Origin of the sequence: Acidovorax lacteus, from assembly GCF_039540375.1 — a bacterium.
Classification (GTDB): Bacteria; Pseudomonadota; Gammaproteobacteria; order Burkholderiales; family Burkholderiaceae_C; genus Acidovorax_G; species Acidovorax_G lacteus.
On record NZ_BAABEX010000013.1, the window covers coordinates 77,681 to 93,827 of the forward strand.

The following is a 16,147-nucleotide window of genomic DNA, read 5'->3' on the forward strand; positions in this document are numbered from 1 at the left end:
AGACCCCGGTCAGGCGCGGTCAGCGGCCGCGGCCCCGGGCGGTGTCAGAGCCGGAATTCGTAGTCGATGGTGATCGGCGCGTGGTCCGAGAACTTCTCGTCCTTGTAGATCGCCTCCTGCCGCGCCAGTGCGGCCAGCGCGGGCGTGGCCAAGTGGTAGTCGAGCCGCCAGCCCACGTTCTTGGCATAGGCCTGGCCGCGGTTGCTCCACCAGGTGTAGGCGGTGTCGGTGGCGGTGGGCTGCAACTGGCGGTAAACGTCCACCAGGCCGCCGTCCGCATCTTCTGTGTGCAACAACTTTGTCATCCAGGCGCGCTCTTCGGGCAGAAAACCGCTGTTCTTCTGGTTGCTGCGCCAGTTCTTCAGGTCGATCTGCTGGTGCGCTATGTTCAGGTCGCCGCACAGGATGAACTCGCGCGAGGCCTTCAGCGCCATCAGGTGCGGGTGAAAGCGCTCCAGGAAGCGGAACTTGGCCTGCTGGCGCTCTTCGCCCGACGAGCCACTCGGAAAGTACGCGCTGATGATGGACAGGCGGCGTGCCGGGGTGTCAAAGCGCAGCTCCACATAGCGGCCCTCGGCGTCGAACTCCTCGCAGCCGAAGCCCGCCAGCACGTCGCTGGGCTCGTGGCGCGTGTACACGCCCACGCCCGAGTAGCCCTTCTTCTGCGCGAGGTGGAAATGCCCGCGCATCTCGTCCAACTGCTCGAAGCGCCCGGCCAGGTCGGCCGCCTGGGCCTTGACCTCCTGCACGCAAATACAATCCGGCCGCGTGGTGGCGATCCAGCGCTCGACGCCCTTGGTACTGGCCGAGCGGATGCCATTGAGATTGAGGCTGGTTAACTTGAACAAGGAAGAACCCATGGTGGATGCAGGCACGCCCAACCTGGCGCAGGGCCAGCTGGCGCAGGATTTCGTACGGTTTGCCGTGGAAGCGGGGGTGCTCCGGTTTGGAGAGTTCAAGACCAAGGCAGGACGCCTGAGCCCGTATTTCTTCAACGCAGGCCTGTTCGATGACGGCCGCAAGCTCGGCCTGCTCGCAGAATTCTATGCAAAAGCCCTGCTGGAAAGCGGCATCGAGTTCGACATGGTGTTCGGCCCGGCCTACAAGGGCATTCCGCTGGCCGCTACGGTGGCGGTGGAACTGGCCCGGCGCGGCCGCAACGTGCCTTTTGCCTACAACCGCAAGGAGGCCAAAGACCATGGCGAGGGCGGCACGCTGGTGGGCGCGCCGCTGGCCGGGCGCGTATTGATCATCGACGACGTGATGTCGGCTGGCACGGCGGCCCGTGAGTCGATTGCGCTGATCCGCGCGGCCGGTGCCACGCCGCACGCCGTCGCAATTGCACTGGACCGCCAGGAAAAAGCCACTGAAAATGGCCAAGACGTCGAGCACAGTGCAGTGCAGTATGTGCGCCATCAGCTGGGCCTGCAGGTGTGCGCCATTGCCCGCCTGGCAGACTTATTGCTGTACCTCGAAGGCAAGGGCGAGCCCGAGATGGCCGCTCACCACCAACGGGTGCTGGCCTATCGCCAGCGTTACGGAGTCAACGAAAGGTAAGCGGATTGGGCACCTCGGCGCGGATCATCGGAGCGGCAGTGTGGGCCACCCTGGTGGTCGCCGAGGTATGGGCCCAGCCCAGTTCGTCTGGGATCTTCACCTGCGTGGACCGCAATGGCCGTCGCATCACGGCCGACCGGCCCATTCCCGAATGTGCTGACCGTGAACAGAAAGAACTCAGCCCCTCGGGCACCGTGCGCCGCCAGATCGGCCCCACGCTGACCGAGGTGGAGCGGGCCGAGCTGGAGCAGCAGCGACGGCGAGAGGCCGAAGAGCGCAACCGCCAGCTTGAAGAACGCCGGCGCGAGCGTGCCCTGCTGGCGCGGTATCCGGACAAGGCCGCCCACGACGCCGAGCGCGCCGCGGCGCTGTCGCAGATCGACGACCTCATGACGATTGCGCACAAGCGCATCGGAGAGCTGCAGGCCATCCGCAAGGGCTACGACACCGAGATGGAGTTCTACAAGAAGGACCCCACCAAGGCCCCGGTCGTGTTGCGCCGTCGCATCGCGGAAAACGAAGAAGACATTGCCGAGCGTCAGCGCTATCTGGTGACCCAGGAGCAGGAAAAGCGCCGCGTGCACCAGCGTTTCGATGCCGAACTGGCCACGCTGCAGCGCTTGTGGGAGGCGCAGCGCATGGTGCCCGTACTGCCGCTGGGCGCCCCCCCTGCCAGCGGCGCGCGCTAGGGCCTGCGGCACCCCCACCCCGCCGGGTGGAGGCGACAGCACTCAGGCCAGGCGCGCGCGCAACAGGTCGTTCACCTGCTGCGGGTTGGCTTTGCCCTTGCTGGCCTTCATGACCTGACCGACCAGCGCGTTGAAGGCCTTGTCCTTGCCGGACTTGAACTGGGCCACGTTGTCCGGGTTGGCAGCGATGACCTCGTCGACGATCTTCTCCAGCGCGCCGGTATCGTTCATCTGCTTGAGGCCCTTGGCCTCGATCACGGCGTCCACCTCGGTGGCTTCGCCGCTCCAGAGCACATCAAACACCTGCTTGGCAGCGTTGTTGCTGATGGTGCCGTCCTGAATGCGGCGGATCAGCGCCGCGAGCTGCGTGCTGCTGACCTTGGCCTGCTCGATGCCAATCTCTTCGGTGTTCAGGCGGCGCGAGAGTTCGCCCATCACCCAGTTGGAAGCCAGCTTGGCTTGCCCGCACTCCTTGGCCGTGGCTTCAAAGTACGCGCCCATGGCCTTGCTCTGTGTGAGCGTGGTGGCGTCGTACTCGGGCAGGCCGTAGTCGGCCATGAAACGCGCAGCCATGGCCCGAGGCAATTCGGGCATTTGTGCTCGTTCCTGCTCGATCCATTGCTCTGAAATGTGTAGCGGTGGCAGGTCGGGGTCCGGAAAGTAGCGGTAGTCGGCCGCGTCTTCCTTGGTGCGCATGGCGCGGGTTTCGCCCGTGTCCGGGTCGAACAGCACGGTGGCCTGCTGGATCGCATGGCCGTCCTCGATCTGCTCGATCTGCCAGCGGATCTCATAGTCGATGGCCTGCTGCATGAACTTGAACGAGTTCAGGTTCTTGATCTCGCGGCGCGTGCCTAGCGGCTGGCCGGGCTTGCGCACGGACACGTTGGCGTCGCAGCGGAAGCTGCCTTCCTGCATGTTGCCGTCGCAGATGCCGATCCAGGTCACGATCTTGTGCAGTTCGCGCGCATAGGCCACGGCCTCTTCGCTGCTGCGGATGTCGGGCTCGGTCACGATCTCCAGCAGGGGCGTGCCCGCGCGGTTGAGGTCGATACCCGACTGGCCGATGAAGTCCTCGTGCAGCGACTTGCCCGCATCTTCTTCGAGGTGCGCACGCACCAGGCGCACGGTCTTTTTCTCATCACCCAGGTAGAACGACACCTCGCCGCCTTGCACCACCGGGATCTCGAACTGGCTGATCTGGTAGCCCTTGGGCAGGTCGGGGTAGAAGTAGTTTTTGCGTGCGAACACGCTGTACGGCGCGACATGCGAGCCCAGCGCCAGGCCCAGGCGGATGGCGCAGGCCACGGCCTCGCGGTTCATCACGGGCAGCGTGCCAGGCAGGGCCAGGTCCACGGCGCAGGCCTGGGTGTTGGGTTCGGCCCCGAAGGCTGTGGGCGCGCGGCTGAAGATCTTGCTCTGGGTGGCAAGTTGGGCGTGGGTTTCGAAGCCGATCACGACTTCGTAGCCTTGGATCAGTTTGCTCGTGCTCATGTCACAGACCTCCGGGCTGGCGGAGGTGGAAATCGGTGGCCTGCTGCAGCCGGTGGGCGGCGTTCAGCAGGCGGGCTTCGCTGAAGTAGTTGCCGATGAGCTGCAGCCCCACCGGCATGCCGCCTTCGCCAAAGCCTGCGGGCAGGCTCATGCCAGGCAAGCCAGCCAGCGATGCGGGCAGCGTGAAGATGTCGGCCAGGTAGTCGGCCAGCGGGTCGCTGCCGTGCTCGCCGATCTTCCAGGCCACCGTGGGGGCCACGGGACCGGCGATCAGGTCGCAGGACTTGAATGCGTTCTGGAAGTCGTCCGCGATCATGCGGCGGATCTTTTGCGCTTGCAGGTAGTAGGCGTCGTAGTACCCGTGCGAGAGCACGTAGGTGCCGATCATGATGCGGCGCTTGACCTCGTCGCCAAAGCCTTCGGCGCGCGTGCGCTTGTACATGCTCACCAGGTCGGTGTAGTCCTTCGCGCGGTGGCCAAACTTCACGCCGTCGAAGCGGCTGAGGTTGGACGAAGCCTCGGCCGGCGCGATGATGTAGTACACCGGGATCGACAGCTCGGTGCGGGGCAACGAGATCGGCACCAGGGTGGCACCGAGCTTCTCGTATTCCTTGAGCGCGCCGTCCACCGCGGCACGCACGTCGGGTGCCAGGCCTTCGCCGAAGAACTCGGCCGGGATGCCGATGCGCAGGCCCGCCAGCGAGTCGTTCAGCGAGCGGCCGAAGTCTTCAGCCGGTCGGTCGAGCGAGGTCGAATCGCGGTCTGGATCCGGGCCACACAGGGCTGACAGCAGCAGTGCGCAGTCTTCGGCCGTGCGGGCCATGGGCCCTGCCTGGTCGAGGCTGGAGGCAAACGCCACCATGCCATAGCGCGACGCGCGGCCGTAGGTGGGCTTGATGCCCGTGATGCCGCAAAAGCTCGCCGGCTGGCGGATGGAGCCGCCGGTGTCGGTGCCCGTGACGGCCGCCGCCAGGCGTGCGGCCACGGCCACCGCGCTGCCGCCCGAGGAGCCGCCCGGCACGCGGGCCGTGTCCCAGGGGTTGCGCACCGGCGCGGGCGCATCAAAGCCCACGGGGGCCACGGCAGAGTTCTCGTTGGCCGAGCCCATGGCGAACTCGTCGCAGTTGAGCTTGCCCAGCGTCACCGCGCCGGCGTCGGCCAGGCGGGTGACTACAGTGGCATCGAAGGGCGAACGGTAGCCGGCCAGCATGCGCGAGCCGGCCGTGGTCGGGAAGTCGCGCGTGACGAAGATGTCCTTGTGCGCAATCGGCACGCCTGCCAGCGGGCCAGCCGTGCCGGTGGCCAGCGCTGCGTCGGCTGCGCGTGCCTGGGCGAGGGTCGCTTCTTCGTTCACGGCCACATAGGCGCCCAGGCGGGTGTGCGCCTGCATCCGGGCGAGGTAGTGCTCGGCAGCCTCGGTGGCCGATACGGTGCGGGCGCGCAAGGCGGTGGCCAGTTCAGCCACGGTCCAATCGTGCAAAGGGGTCGAAGGGGTGCTCATGCTGCGGTCCTCACTCGATGACCTTGGGCACCAAGAACAGCCCGCGTTCGACGGCCGGGGCGCTCTGCTGGTTGGCCTCGCGCTGGTTGGGCTCGCTGGCCACGTCGTCGCGCAGGCGCAGGGTCACCGCTTCGATGGCCGCCACAGGGTGGGCCAACGGCGTGACGCCCGAGGTATCCACAGCGCGCATGGCCTCGACGATGCCAAAGAAACCGTTGAGCTGAGTGAGCATGCGCTCACTTTCTTCATGGGAGAGATCCAGCCGTGCCAGATTGGCGATGCGGCCGATGTCCTCGGAGGTCAGTGCCATAAAAAAACGGGGGGAGGAAACCGGATGTAAACCTGCGAATGACCGCTCCGCAGGGGGAGTTATTCACAGGGGATGCGGTATTATCCCGGCTTTGCCGCACTACCCTCCGTCCTGCCGGCGATTGTGCAAAAAAGAACCCTGTAGACCCGGCGACGGCAGGCCGACGAGCATGCCGTGCCTGAGAGGATTTTGAATGTTTGGAGCTTTCCGTCGGTACTTCTCCACCGACCTTGCGATTGACCTCGGCACTGCCAACACCCTGATCTTTGCCCGCGACAAGGGCATCGTGCTCGACGAGCCCTCGGTGGTGGCCATCCGCCACGAAGGCGGTCCCCATGGCAAAAAAGTGATCCAGGCCGTCGGCCATGAGGCCAAGGCCATGTTGGGCAAGGTGCCCGGCAATATCGAAGCCATCCGTCCGATGAAGGACGGCGTGATCGCCGACTTCGTGATCACCGAGCAGATGATCAAGCAGTTCATCAAGATGGTGCATCCGCGGACCATGCTCACGCCGAGCCCGCGCATCATCATCTGCGTGCCCTGCGGCTCCACCCAGGTGGAGCGCCGCGCCATCAAGGATGCGGCCGAAGCGGCGGGTGCGACCGCGGTGTACCTGATTGAAGAGCCGATGGCCGCCGGCATCGGAGCCGGACTGCCGGTGTCCGAAGCGTCGGGCTCCATGGTGGTGGACATTGGCGGTGGCACCACCGAGGTGGGTGTGATCTCGCTGGGCGGCATGGTCTACAAGGGCAGCGTCCGCGTGGGTGGTGACAAGTTCGACGAGGCCATCATCAGCTACATCCGCCGCAACTACGGCATGCTGATCGGCGAACCCACGGCCGAAGCCATCAAGAAGACCATCGGCTCGGCCTTCCCGGGCTCTGAAGTCCGTGAAATGGAAGTCAAGGGACGCAACCTGTCCGAAGGCGTGCCGCGCAGCTTCACGATCTCCAGCAACGAAGTGCTGGAGGCCCTGACCGATCCGCTCAACCAGATCGTTTCTGCGGTCAAAAACGCCCTAGAGCAGACACCGCCCGAACTCGGCGCCGACATTGCCGACCGCGGCATGATGCTGACCGGCGGCGGCGCGCTGCTGCGCGATCTGGATCGCCTGCTAGCCGAAGAAACCGGTCTGCCCGTGCTGGTGGCCGAAGACCCGCTGACCTGTGTGGTGCGCGGTTGCGGCATTGCCCTGGAGCGTATGGACCGCCTGGGCAGCATTTTCACGAGCGAGTGATGGTGTGCCCGGCCTGTCTTCACCGGCGGGCCCTGGGCCGGGCATGCGGCTTGAGTGCCCTGAGCCCTGAGCGAAAGACCTCCGATTGACCATGTGGCCCTGTAACGCCGCCCGACCACGGCCCGCCGCTTCTCGCGGTCCGGGCCGTTTTCTCTCCCGGGGATAAGCCTTGCCGCTTGGCACCCTTGAACGTTCTGCGCCGCCCATGTTCCGGCAGGGGCCATCGGCCCTGACACGGCTGGCCGCCTACAGCGCGCTCGCCCTGTTCCTCATGGTGGCCGATACGCGTCTGCAGCTCACAGGTCCCTTGCGCCAGGCTGTGGCAACCGTCCTGTATCCGCTGCAGTGGGTGATGCTCCAGCCGGTCGAATTCGCCGGCAAAGGCAGTGGCTACTTCCAGTCGCTCCAGGAGGCGCAGGCCGAGACCGCCGCAGCCCGCCGCCAACTGGCCGATCTGTCGCTGCGCGCGAACCAGACCGACCACCTGCTGCAGGAAAACGCGCGCCTGCGCCAGTTGCTGGAACTGCGCCAACGGGTGTCGACGCCTTTCGTGACGGCCGAAGTGGTGTACGACACGGCCGACCCCTTCACTAGGCGCGTGGTCATCGACCGCGGCAGTCTGGCCGGCGTGCCGCTGGGGGCGCCAGTGCTGGATGAGTCAGGCGTGCTAGGGCAGGTCACCAGGGTGTTTCCCATGGTCAGTGAGGTCACGCTGCTGGTGGACCGTGATCAGGCAATTCCGGTGCTCAATCTGCGCACCGGGGCGCGTGCGGTGGCGTACGGCGATCCGGTGGTGGGTCACGGCGGCGGGATGGAGCTGCGCTTCATGCCGGTGAATGCGGACGTGCGCGAAGGAGACCTGTTGAGCACCAGCGGCGTGGACGGCCTGTATCCGTCCGGCTTGCCAGTGGCCCGCGTCCAGCGCGTGGAGCGCCGCGCCGATTCGGCGTTTGCGCGCATTTACTGCGAGCCCGTGGCCCGCGTGCTGGCGGCGCGGCATGTCGCCGTGCTGCAGCCGGCGGCCGATGCGCTGCCGGAGCGTCCGGAGCCCGCTGCTGCCGCGCAGCGCAAAGGGGGCCGCAAGTGAGGTGCTGTCGCCACGTCCAGCGCCGGCAGGCGGGTGTCTGGTGTGACTGGAGGGCACTGCCATGATCATGCCCCGCGGTCAGCCGCTGCTGCTGCCGGTCAATCCGGTCTTCATGGCAGCCAGCCTGGTGGTGGCACTCGCATTCAACATGCTGCCCCTGGGGCGCGTGGCCTGGATGCCAGACCTGGTCATGCTGACCCTGGTGTTCTGGTGTGTGCACCAGCCGCTGCGCGTGGGCATGGGCATCGCCTTCGTGCTGGGTCTGTGCATGGACGTGCATCAGTCGGCACTGCTTGGTCAGCACGCACTGGCCTACACCGTTCTCTCGTACGCGGCGATTGCCATGCACCGTCGCCTGCTCTGGTTCAGCCTGTCGTCTCAGGCGCTACAGGTGCTGCCGCTGTTTGCGATCGGGCATGCCGTTGAGCTGCTGGTGCGCATGGTGAGCGGCGGCATCTTCCCTGGGCTGGCCGTGGTGTTGTCGCCGCTGTTCGAGGCCGCGCTCTGGCCGTTGGCCAGCATCGTGCTGCTCGCGCCGCAGCGCCGCCCCCCCGACCGCGACCAGAACCGGCCGCTGTGACCACGTACTGCCAACGCCATGACCGAACTGCGCAACGTTGAAGCCGATGCCGCTCGGTTCCGCTCGCGTGTGTTGGTGGCCGGGTTGGTCGTGCTGCTGTGCTTCGGACTGATCTTTGCCCGGCTCGTCGTACTACAGGTGCTGCGCCACGAAGACCTCGCGGCGCAGGCCGAAAGCAACCGCACCGCAGTGGTGCCCATCGTGCCCAACCGGGGCCTGATTCTGGATCGCAACGGTGTGGTGCTGGCCACCAACTACTCGGCCTACACGCTGGAGATCACGCCCTCGCGCGTGGCCTCGCTCGATCAGACGATCGAGGAACTTTCGCGCATCGTGGACATCCAGCAGCGCGACAGACGACGTTTCAAGCGCTTGATGGAAGAGTCGCGCAACTTCGAGTCGTTGCCCATCCGCACCCGTCTCACGGACACCGAGGTGGCCAGGTTCACCGCGCAGCGCTACCGCTTTCCAGGGGTGGACATCAAGGCGCGGCTGTTTCGCAACTATCCGCTGGGCGATGTGGCTAGCCATGCCATCGGCTACATCGGCCGCATCAACCAGGTCGAGAAGGCGCGCATCCAGGAGTCCGAGGACGAGTCCAACTATCGGGGCACAGAATACATCGGCAAGCTGGGCATCGAGCACAGCTACGAGAAAGCGCTGCACGGGCAGACCGGCGTGGAGCAGATGGAAACCTCGGCCGGTGGACGTGCCGTGCGCAAGCTCTCCAGCCGGGCTGCAACGCCCGGCGACAGCGTGATGCTCTCGCTCGACATCAAGCTGCAGAAGATGGTGGAAGACCTGTACGGTGACCGCCGCGGGGCGCTGGTGGCGATCGATCCGCGCAATGGCGAGGTGCTGGCCATGGTCAGCAAGCCCACCTTCGACCCCAACCTGTTTGTCGAGGGCATTGATGTCGAGAACTGGACCGCACTGAACGAGTCCATCGACAAGCCGCTGCTCAACCGTGCGCTGCGCGGCACCTATCCGCCTGGCTCGACCTACAAACCCTTCATGGCGCTGGCGGCGCTGGAGACCGGCAAGCGCGCCGCCGGCACCGTGATCAACGACGCAGGCTCCTGGACCTTTGGTGGCCATACCTTCCGCAGCCACGGCGACCATGGTCTCGGGGCCGTAGATATGCACACCAGCATCGTCAAGTCGAGCAACGTGTACTACTACTCGCTGGCCAACGAGATGGGTGTGGATCTGATGCACGACTTCATGAAGCCCCTGGGCTTTGGCCAGATCACGGGCATCGATCTGCAGGGCGAAGTGCGCGGCGTGCTGCCCAGCCAGGAGTGGAAGCGCAACACCTACCGCAGGCCAGAGCAGAAGAAGTGGTATGCGGGCGAGACGATTTCCCTGGGCATCGGCCAGGGGTACAACAGTTTCACCATGCTGCAGCTCGCCCACGCAACGGCCATCCTGGCCAACGGCGGCGTGCGCCATCGGCCGCGCATGGCGATTGCCACCGTGGATGCCGTCACCCGCGCAACCCAGCCGATTCCGCCTGAATCCCCGGTGTCCTTGAACTACAAGCCCCAGAACGTGGCCGTGATCCGCAAGGCGCTGGTGGGGGTGACGCAGGAAGGCACTTCGGCGCGGGTGTTTGCCGGAGCCCGCTACCTGTCGGCGGGCAAGACGGGGACGGCACAGGCCGTGACCATCGGCCAGAAAGAGAAGTACAACGCCTCGAAGCTGCAGGAGCACCAGCGCGACCACTCGCTCTACATGGCCTACGCCCCTGCGGAAGATCCGAAGATTGCGGTGGCCGTGATCGTCGAAAACGCGGGCTTTGGCGCGGCCCACGCTGCACCGATTGCACGGCGTGTGTTCGACTACTGGCTCCTGGGCGAGTACCCGAGCGAAGAGGACATGGCTGCGGTGCGCAAGGGCCTGGCGGCCGCCCCACTGGGCAAGCCTCGGCTGGCGGCCGACGTGCCCCTGTCGGAGCCCTGAGGCGGCGCTACGCGGCCCGGGTGCGCTCGCCCGCACCGCGCGAGGCGGGCTGCCACTGGCTGACGATGAGTGCGAGCACGATCAGGGCCGCCCCCGCCGTGCCTGCCCAGCCCAGGCGCTCGCCCAGCAGTACCCAGGCGGTGAGCGCGGCAAACACCGGCTCCAGCCCGAATACGATGGCGCTGCGCATGGCATCCACCCGCTGCTGCCCCCAGGCCTGCAGCGTGACCACCACCACACTGGCCAGCAATCCGAGGTACAGCAGGGCCATCCACGAGCGTGCGGGCAGTTCGGCCAGGTCTCGCAGCCAGGGCATGGCGGGGTCGCGCATCAGAAGCAGCAGGCTCGCGGCCAGGCACATCACAGTCGCCTGCGCGGCGGCCATGCGCGTAGCGCGCACTGGCGTGGCCACGGTGCGCCGGGCGCACTCCTCCAGCGTCAGGATGTAGATTGCATAAAACACGGTGCTTGCCAGCGTGAGCGTATCGCCCAGGTTCCAGGGTTCGTCTTCGTGGAACATCAGCGTCATGCCCGCCAGGGCCATGGCGCAGGCGGCCCACAGTTGCCAGCCATAGCGTCTGCCCAGCACGGCCATGGCGATCAGCGGCACCACCAGCACGTTCAGGCCCGTGACAAAAGCGTTGCGGTTGCTGCTCGTGCGGGCGAGCCCCTCGATCTGCAGCCAGAAGGCAAAGAACAGCAGCAGGCCGAGGCCCAAACCCCATGCGCGTTCATGCCGCAGCATGCCCCGCCACAGCGGCGCGAGCACGGCCAAGGCGATGACGAAGCGCAGCCAGATGATCTGCACCGCATCCAGGTGGGCCGACAGCAGCTTCATGGCAGGAAAGGTGGTGCCCCACACCACCGTGACGGCGAGCAGGGCCAGCAGGCCCCAGCGTTGTGCGCGCATGACAAGGTTCCAGAAAACAAAAAGGCCGACCGGGGTGCCGGTCGGCCTGTGAGGGCGGGTCGCCGGATCAGTTGAACAGGTAGCGTGCCTGCAGGTTCAGGCGCAGCATGTCGCCCGTCGCGCCTGCGTAGGTCGTGCGGCGGCCGCCGATCAGCTCGCTGCCCAGTTCCACGTTCTTGATCGGCAGATAGTACAGACCCGCATGCCATTGATAGAGGCGCTGGTTGCCCGTGCCACCCACCGCAGCGGCGTACACATCGCCCAGGTTGTGGCGCGAGCGCACCAGGCCCAGCGACACCGTGCCGCGCAGCTGCTCGCTGAACACGTTGGAGACACCTAGCACCAGGCCGTGTGCCTTGTCGAGGCGCACCGTGCCGCCCGACAGCACCGGGTAGTTGGCGCCGATCAGATAGGCGCCATCGCCGTCGCCGTCCATGCGCGTGTACTGGGCCATCAGCGTGGTCGTGCCGGTGAGCTTGTAGCCCATGCCCAGACCCAGGCCCATGCCGCGCTTGCTCACGCCTTCGATGCGCTGTTCATGCGTCATCAGGCGGGCGTTGACATTGCCCCAGTCGTAGGCCTTGTCCACGCGGGCCACCAGGTTGGGGGTGCGCGCACCGTCCGAGGGCTCTTCCACCGCAAACTGGAACTTCGCCAGCGAGGGGTTGTTGTACGTGTAGCGCACCTGAGACGGGCGGCGGAAAGTCGCACCGGGCGGGCCATTGAAGTCCACGGTCTCGGGCAGGTTGTCGGTGTCCATGAAGGTGGACCAGGTCTGACCGATCAGCCAGCCGGCATATTCGCCGTACGCATGGCGCAGGCGCAGGCGGTTGCGGTTGCATTCGCTGCCGCAGTACGCATAGAAGTCGGCTTCGATCTTGGTGTTGAACGTGCCGATCGACGTGGGCGTCGAGGTCTCGAAGCCGAAACGCGAAGTCTGGGCCGTCAGGCTGGTCTTGCCCTGCGACGATTTGCCCAGGGGCTGCTCCATCAGATTGGTGAAGGTGTCGCCAGGGGCCGTGGCCTTGAAATCCTTGACCATGTTGGCTTCGGCAAAGCCGTACACGCGGATTGAGGTTTCGCTGCCCGGCAGGCGGAAGCTGCCCGGGATGTCGCCCAGCACCACGGCGTCTTTTTGCTTCAGTTCAACGGCTTCGATGCGCTCGTTCCAGGCCGAGGCGCTGGCCGCAGGCGTCTGCTGGGTTTGCTGGGCCTTGATCTGGGCCAGCTCGGCACGCAGGGCCTTGAGCTCGTTGCGCAGGTCTTCAAAGTCCTTGGCGCTTTGCGCGAAGGCCGCGGGCGGGAGGCTGCACAGGCCTGCCGCCATCAGGGCGAGGAACGTGTGGTTCAGTTTCATGGTCACTCCGGTAGGGGCTGGGGTCGTGGGGCAGGAGGGCCCGGGTCTCAGGCGCTCATGCGGCCAAGGAACGCACGGATGCGGTCGTTGGCGGGTTGCTGGAAAAACTCCTGGGGCGGCGCATCGTGGCTGATGCAACCCTGGTCAAAGAACATCACGCGGTCGGCCACCTCGCGCGCAAAGCCCATTTCGTGCGTGACCACGATCATGGTCATGCCGCCGCGGGCCAGTTCGCGCATCACGTCGAGCACTTCCTGGACCATCTCCGGGTCCAGCGCCGAAGTGGGTTCGTCAAACAGCATCACTTTGGGGGCCATGGCCAGCGCGCGCGCGATGGCCACCCGCTGCTGCTGGCCACCCGAGAGCTGCCACGGGTACTTGTGGGCGTGGGCCTGCATGCCCACGCGTGTGAGCAGTGCCATGGCCGCGTCGTTGGCCTGCGCTCGGGGCGTGCGGTGGATGCGCCGGGGCGCGAGCGTCACGTTGTCCAGCACCGTCAGGTGGCCGAACAGGTTGAACTGCTGGAACACCATGCCCACTTCGCTGCGCTGGCGCTGCAGCGTCGCGATGTCGTCGGTGACTTCCACCCCGCCGATGGTGATGCGCCCACTGTCGTGCGGCTCCAGGCGGTTGATGGCGCGCAGCAACGTGCTCTTGCCCGAGCCAGAAGCCCCGATGATCACGGTGACTTCGCCGGTGCGGAACACGGTCGAGACATCGCGCAGCACCTGGTGGGTGCCAAACGATTTGCAGACCTGCTCCACCACGATGTACGGGGTGCGCTCGCCGCTCATTTGCTGCGCCCTTCCACGTCGAAGCGGTATTCGATGGCGTTGCTCACCTGGGTGACCAGCGTGGTCAGCAGCAGGTAGGTGACGGCCACCGTGGTCAGTGTGGCAATCGGCTGGAAGGTGGCCGACTGGATGCGGTTGCCGACGTTGGTGAGCTCCACCACGCCGATGGCGTAGGCCAGCGAAGAATCCTTGAGCAGTGCCACAAAGTTGCTGACCAGTGGGGGCAGGGCGATCTTGAACGCCTGCGGGAACACCACGTCCAGAAACACATGCACGCGGCCAAGCCCAAGGGCCTTGGCGGCCTCGGTCTGGCCGCGGGGCACGGCCAGCAGCCCGGCGCGGATGGCTTCGGCGTTGTAGGCGCCCACGTTCAGGCCGAGGGCGACCACGGCCGCGGCAAAGTCGGGCAGGTTGAGCCCGGGCACCAGCACCGGCAGAGCGAAGTACACGAACAGGATCTGCACCAGCAGCGGCGTGCCGCGGATGACCCAGATGTAGAACCCGGCCACCCAGCGCACGGGTGCCCAGCGGGCCGTGCGGGCGAGCGCTGCGGCCGTGCCCAGCACCAGCCCCACGGCGCCGCTGATCAGCGTGAGCCAAAGGGTGGTGCGTGCGCCTTCGGCGAAGGCCTGGGCATTGGGCCCAATGGGCTCAGGCAGAAAAGACAGGGCCGTGCCGAGCAGCGACAGGGCCAGCACCATCAGCACCAGGGCCGAGACGAGCGTGGCGTTGCTGCGCTGGGTGCGAGACCAGCGCTGCGGCCAGAGAGCGGTGAGCATGGGCGAGAGGCCTGGAGAGGATCGTCAGCGCAGGCTCAGTTGCTGCAGCGCACGTCTTCGTTGAAGTACTTCTTGGAGAGCTGGGCGTAGCTGCCGTCGGCCATCACTTCGGCCAGGGCCTTGTTCCAGGCGCCAGCCAGGCTGGTGTTGCCCTTGGACACGGCCGCGGCAATGCGCTCGATGAACAGCATGTCGCCGAGCTTGAAGCCCGCGCCCGGGTTCTTGTCGGCCACGGCCTTGGCCACGAAGCGGTCGGTCACCCAGGCGTCCACACGGCGAGAGGTCAGCGCGCTGCGGGCGTCCACGTCGGTGGGGAAGTTCTTCACTTCCTTGATCGACGAGACCTTCTTCACGTTCTCCAGGTAGCTCGTGCCCGTCTGCACGGCCACCACCTTGCCCGACAAGTCCTTGGCGTTCTTGATCGCCGGGTCCATGGCGATGATCATGCCGCCCGAGCAGTAGTGCGGCTCGGTGAAAGTCACGGCCTTGGCGCGCTCTTCGGTGATGCCGTGCGAGGCGATCACCAGGTCCCAGCGGTCCTGGCGCAGGCCGGTCAGCAGGGCGTCGAAGCCCAGCGTCTTCCACTGGATCGTCAGGCCCATCTTCTTGGCCACCAGTTCGGCCACTTCCACCTCAAAACCGGTGAGCGTGGTGCCGTTGAAGAAGTTGAAAGGCGCAAACTGGCCTTCGGTGGCGATCAGGATCTTGCCGTCTTTCTGCACTTCGGCCAGAGGGCGGGCGTGAACGGTGACGGCGGCGCACAGTGCGACGGCGGCGGCGACGGACTTGAGCAACTTCATGGTGGGTCCTGTGGGGGGTGATGCAGGTACAAAAAATCCGGCCTGCGGGTAGGCAGGCCGGAGGCAGAGCAGGGATCGTCGGCCTTTGGCCGCGCCCGGGATTGTCATGAAACGGTCGGGATTATAGGGAAGGCCTTGTTTTGCTTGACAAGCAGCGTGAGATGGCAGTGGTGTTAAGCAAACACCGAGCCATGTCGCTGCAAAGCAAGGGTGCCATTCAACGCAGAAAGGCGTCGTAACCTGTCTTGAGGATCAGCGCGCTGACCACGCAGATGAAGATCCAGCGCACGAAACCCGTGCCGTGGCGCAGCGCCATGTGCGTGCCCAGCAGGCTGCCGACCACGTTGGCCACGGCCAGCATCAGGGCGATGTGCCACCACACATGGCCCTTGAGGCCGAACAGCACGATGGCCGCGATGTTGGTCGCGCAATTCAGCAGCTTGGCCGCGGCCGATGCGTTGAGGAAGTCGTAGCCCAGCACCCGCACCAGCAGAAACACGAAGAAGCTTCCGGTGCCGGGGCCGAAGAAGCCATCGTAGAAGCCGATGACCAGTCCGATGACGCTGGCGACCAGGGCCTCACGGCGTCCGTCAAAGTGCGGGGTGTGGTGCTGTCCCAGGTTCTTTTTGGCCAGCGTGTAGGCCAGCACGGCCAGCAGCACCAGAGGCAGCAGCTTGCGCAGGAACTCGGGCGACACCAGGGTCACCGTCCAGGCGCCCGCCATCGACCCGGCAAACCCGGCCGCCGCCGCGGGCAGCAGGGCCTGCCAGCGCATCTGCACTTTGCGGCTGTACTGCCAGGTGGCCATGGAGGTGCCCCAGACCGACACCGCCTTGTTGGTGCCCAGCAGCGTGGCGGGGGCAGTGCCTGGAAAGGCCGCGAACAGCGCGGGCACCATCACCAGGCCGCCGCCGCCCACGATCGCATCCACAAACCCGGCCAGCAGCGAGGCGCACCCGATGAAAAACCATTCCATGCCCGGATTGTCGCACCTCGGCCGCTATGGATTTGTGAGCGAAGCGGGCGGCCGCAGGCAACAAAAAAGCGCTGGGATCGCCAGCGCTTGGGAAGGATATGCACCTCATGCGGGTGC

The 16,147-nt window shown here is 66.0% G+C and carries 16 protein-coding genes; 6 read left to right on the forward strand and 10 right to left on the reverse strand.

Annotated elements, in window-relative coordinates; all coding sequences use genetic code 11:
• Positions 1–44: 44 nt before the first annotated feature.
• A complete protein-coding gene (locus ABD866_RS09735) occupies positions 45–848 on the reverse strand; it encodes an exodeoxyribonuclease III (protein ID WP_345064475.1) in 804 nt (267 codons plus the stop codon).
• Between the two features lie 10 nt (positions 849–858).
• Between ABD866_RS09735 and pyrE the strand changes: the two genes are divergently transcribed.
• On the forward strand, positions 859–1,557 hold the full coding sequence (pyrE, locus tag ABD866_RS09740) for an orotate phosphoribosyltransferase (protein WP_345063941.1): 699 nt from the start codon (positions 859–861) through the stop codon (positions 1,555–1,557).
• Positions 1,558–1,595: 38 nt separating this feature from the next.
• Entirely contained in the window at positions 1,596–2,246 is a 651-nt protein-coding gene (locus tag ABD866_RS09745) for a DUF4124 domain-containing protein (RefSeq protein WP_345063943.1), read from the forward strand.
• Positions 2,247–2,288: 42 nt separating this feature from the next.
• Here the strand turns inward: ABD866_RS09745 and gatB are convergent, their stop codons facing one another.
• The 3 genes from gatB to gatC are packed head-to-tail and all read right to left on the reverse strand — an operon-like array spanning position 2,289 to position 5,548.
• The gene (gene gatB, locus ABD866_RS09750) at positions 2,289–3,737 is read right to left on the reverse strand and encodes an Asp-tRNA(Asn)/Glu-tRNA(Gln) amidotransferase subunit GatB (protein ID WP_345063946.1); all 1,449 of its coding nucleotides are present in this window, start codon (positions 3,735–3,737) and stop codon (positions 2,289–2,291) included.
• Between the two features lies 1 nt (position 3,738).
• Positions 3,739–5,238 carry an Asp-tRNA(Asn)/Glu-tRNA(Gln) amidotransferase subunit GatA gene (gatA, locus tag ABD866_RS09755; protein ID WP_345063949.1) on the reverse strand — a complete coding sequence of 500 codons (1,500 nt, stop codon included), beginning with the start codon at positions 5,236–5,238 and terminating at the stop codon, positions 3,739–3,741.
• Positions 5,239–5,248: 10 nt separating this feature from the next.
• The gene (gene gatC / locus ABD866_RS09760) at positions 5,249–5,548 is read right to left on the reverse strand and encodes an Asp-tRNA(Asn)/Glu-tRNA(Gln) amidotransferase subunit GatC (RefSeq protein WP_345063952.1); all 300 of its coding nucleotides are present in this window, start codon (positions 5,546–5,548) and stop codon (positions 5,249–5,251) included.
• A 193-nt stretch (positions 5,549–5,741) separates the two neighbouring features.
• Here gatC and ABD866_RS09765 point away from each other — a divergent pair, with 193 nt between their 5' ends.
• From ABD866_RS09765 to mrdA, 4 genes are all read left to right on the forward strand, one after another.
• Positions 5,742–6,785, forward strand: a complete 1,044-nt coding sequence (locus ABD866_RS09765) for a rod shape-determining protein (protein ID WP_345063955.1) — start codon at positions 5,742–5,744, stop codon at positions 6,783–6,785.
• A gap of 169 nt (positions 6,786–6,954) precedes the next feature.
• On the forward strand, positions 6,955–7,872 hold the full coding sequence (gene mreC / locus ABD866_RS09770) for a rod shape-determining protein MreC (RefSeq protein WP_345063957.1): 918 nt from the start codon (positions 6,955–6,957) through the stop codon (positions 7,870–7,872).
• A gap of 61 nt (positions 7,873–7,933) precedes the next feature.
• A complete protein-coding gene (gene mreD / locus ABD866_RS09775; RefSeq protein ID WP_345063959.1) occupies positions 7,934–8,452 on the forward strand; it encodes a rod shape-determining protein MreD in 519 nt (172 codons plus the stop codon).
• Between the two features lie 18 nt (positions 8,453–8,470).
• A complete protein-coding gene (gene mrdA / locus ABD866_RS09780; RefSeq protein WP_345063962.1) occupies positions 8,471–10,414 on the forward strand; it encodes a penicillin-binding protein 2 in 1,944 nt (647 codons plus the stop codon).
• A 7-nt stretch (positions 10,415–10,421) separates the two neighbouring features.
• Here mrdA and ABD866_RS09785 read toward each other — a convergent pair whose 3' ends face one another.
• From ABD866_RS09785 to ABD866_RS09810, 6 genes are all read right to left on the reverse strand, one after another.
• Positions 10,422–11,324 carry a DMT family transporter gene (locus tag ABD866_RS09785; RefSeq protein WP_345063965.1) on the reverse strand — a complete coding sequence of 301 codons (903 nt, stop codon included), beginning with the start codon at positions 11,322–11,324 and terminating at the stop codon, positions 10,422–10,424.
• A 67-nt stretch (positions 11,325–11,391) separates the two neighbouring features.
• Entirely contained in the window at positions 11,392–12,681 is a 1,290-nt protein-coding gene (locus ABD866_RS09790) for a DcaP family trimeric outer membrane transporter (protein WP_345063968.1), read from the reverse strand.
• Positions 12,682–12,728: 47 nt separating this feature from the next.
• The gene (locus ABD866_RS09795; protein WP_345063971.1) at positions 12,729–13,475 is read right to left on the reverse strand and encodes an amino acid ABC transporter ATP-binding protein; all 747 of its coding nucleotides are present in this window, start codon (positions 13,473–13,475) and stop codon (positions 12,729–12,731) included.
• The gene (locus ABD866_RS09800; RefSeq protein WP_345063974.1) at positions 13,472–14,254 is read right to left on the reverse strand and encodes an amino acid ABC transporter permease; all 783 of its coding nucleotides are present in this window, start codon (positions 14,252–14,254) and stop codon (positions 13,472–13,474) included. Before ABD866_RS09800 ends, ABD866_RS09795 begins: the two co-directional genes overlap by 4 nt.
• A gap of 35 nt (positions 14,255–14,289) precedes the next feature.
• Positions 14,290–15,054: an ABC transporter substrate-binding protein gene (locus tag ABD866_RS09805; RefSeq protein ID WP_345063977.1), complete on the reverse strand. Its 765-nt coding sequence runs from the start codon at positions 15,052–15,054 to the stop codon at positions 14,290–14,292.
• A 217-nt stretch (positions 15,055–15,271) separates the two neighbouring features.
• Entirely contained in the window at positions 15,272–16,030 is a 759-nt protein-coding gene (locus ABD866_RS09810) for a sulfite exporter TauE/SafE family protein (RefSeq protein WP_345063981.1), read from the reverse strand.
• Positions 16,031–16,147 lie beyond the last annotated feature (117 nt).

What these genes read in the sequence shown, in the direction of transcription:
- pyrE (WP_345063941.1), top strand. Translation starts at nt 859, where the DNA reads ATGGTGGATGCAGGCACGCCCAACCTGGCGCAGGGCCAGCTGGCGCAG.
- gatB (WP_345063946.1), bottom strand. Translation starts at nt 3,737, where the DNA reads ATGAGCACGAGCAAACTGATCCAAGGCTACGAAGTCGTGATCGGCTTC.
- gatA (WP_345063949.1), bottom strand. Translation starts at nt 5,238, where the DNA reads ATGAGCACCCCTTCGACCCCTTTGCACGATTGGACCGTGGCTGAACTG.
- gatC (WP_345063952.1), bottom strand. Translation starts at nt 5,548, where the DNA reads ATGGCACTGACCTCCGAGGACATCGGCCGCATCGCCAATCTGGCACGG.
- ABD866_RS09765 (WP_345063955.1), top strand. Translation starts at nt 5,742, where the DNA reads ATGTTTGGAGCTTTCCGTCGGTACTTCTCCACCGACCTTGCGATTGAC.
- mreD (WP_345063959.1), top strand. Translation starts at nt 7,934, where the DNA reads ATGATCATGCCCCGCGGTCAGCCGCTGCTGCTGCCGGTCAATCCGGTC.
- mrdA (WP_345063962.1), top strand. Translation starts at nt 8,471, where the DNA reads ATGACCGAACTGCGCAACGTTGAAGCCGATGCCGCTCGGTTCCGCTCG.
- ABD866_RS09785 (WP_345063965.1), bottom strand. Translation starts at nt 11,324, where the DNA reads ATGCGCGCACAACGCTGGGGCCTGCTGGCCCTGCTCGCCGTCACGGTG.
- ABD866_RS09790 (WP_345063968.1), bottom strand. Translation starts at nt 12,681, where the DNA reads ATGAAACTGAACCACACGTTCCTCGCCCTGATGGCGGCAGGCCTGTGC.
- ABD866_RS09795 (WP_345063971.1), bottom strand. Translation starts at nt 13,475, where the DNA reads ATGAGCGGCGAGCGCACCCCGTACATCGTGGTGGAGCAGGTCTGCAAA.
- ABD866_RS09800 (WP_345063974.1), bottom strand. Translation starts at nt 14,254, where the DNA reads ATGCTCACCGCTCTCTGGCCGCAGCGCTGGTCTCGCACCCAGCGCAGC.
- ABD866_RS09805 (WP_345063977.1), bottom strand. Translation starts at nt 15,054, where the DNA reads ATGAAGTTGCTCAAGTCCGTCGCCGCCGCCGTCGCACTGTGCGCCGCC.
- ABD866_RS09810 (WP_345063981.1), bottom strand. Translation starts at nt 16,030, where the DNA reads ATGGAATGGTTTTTCATCGGGTGCGCCTCGCTGCTGGCCGGGTTTGTG.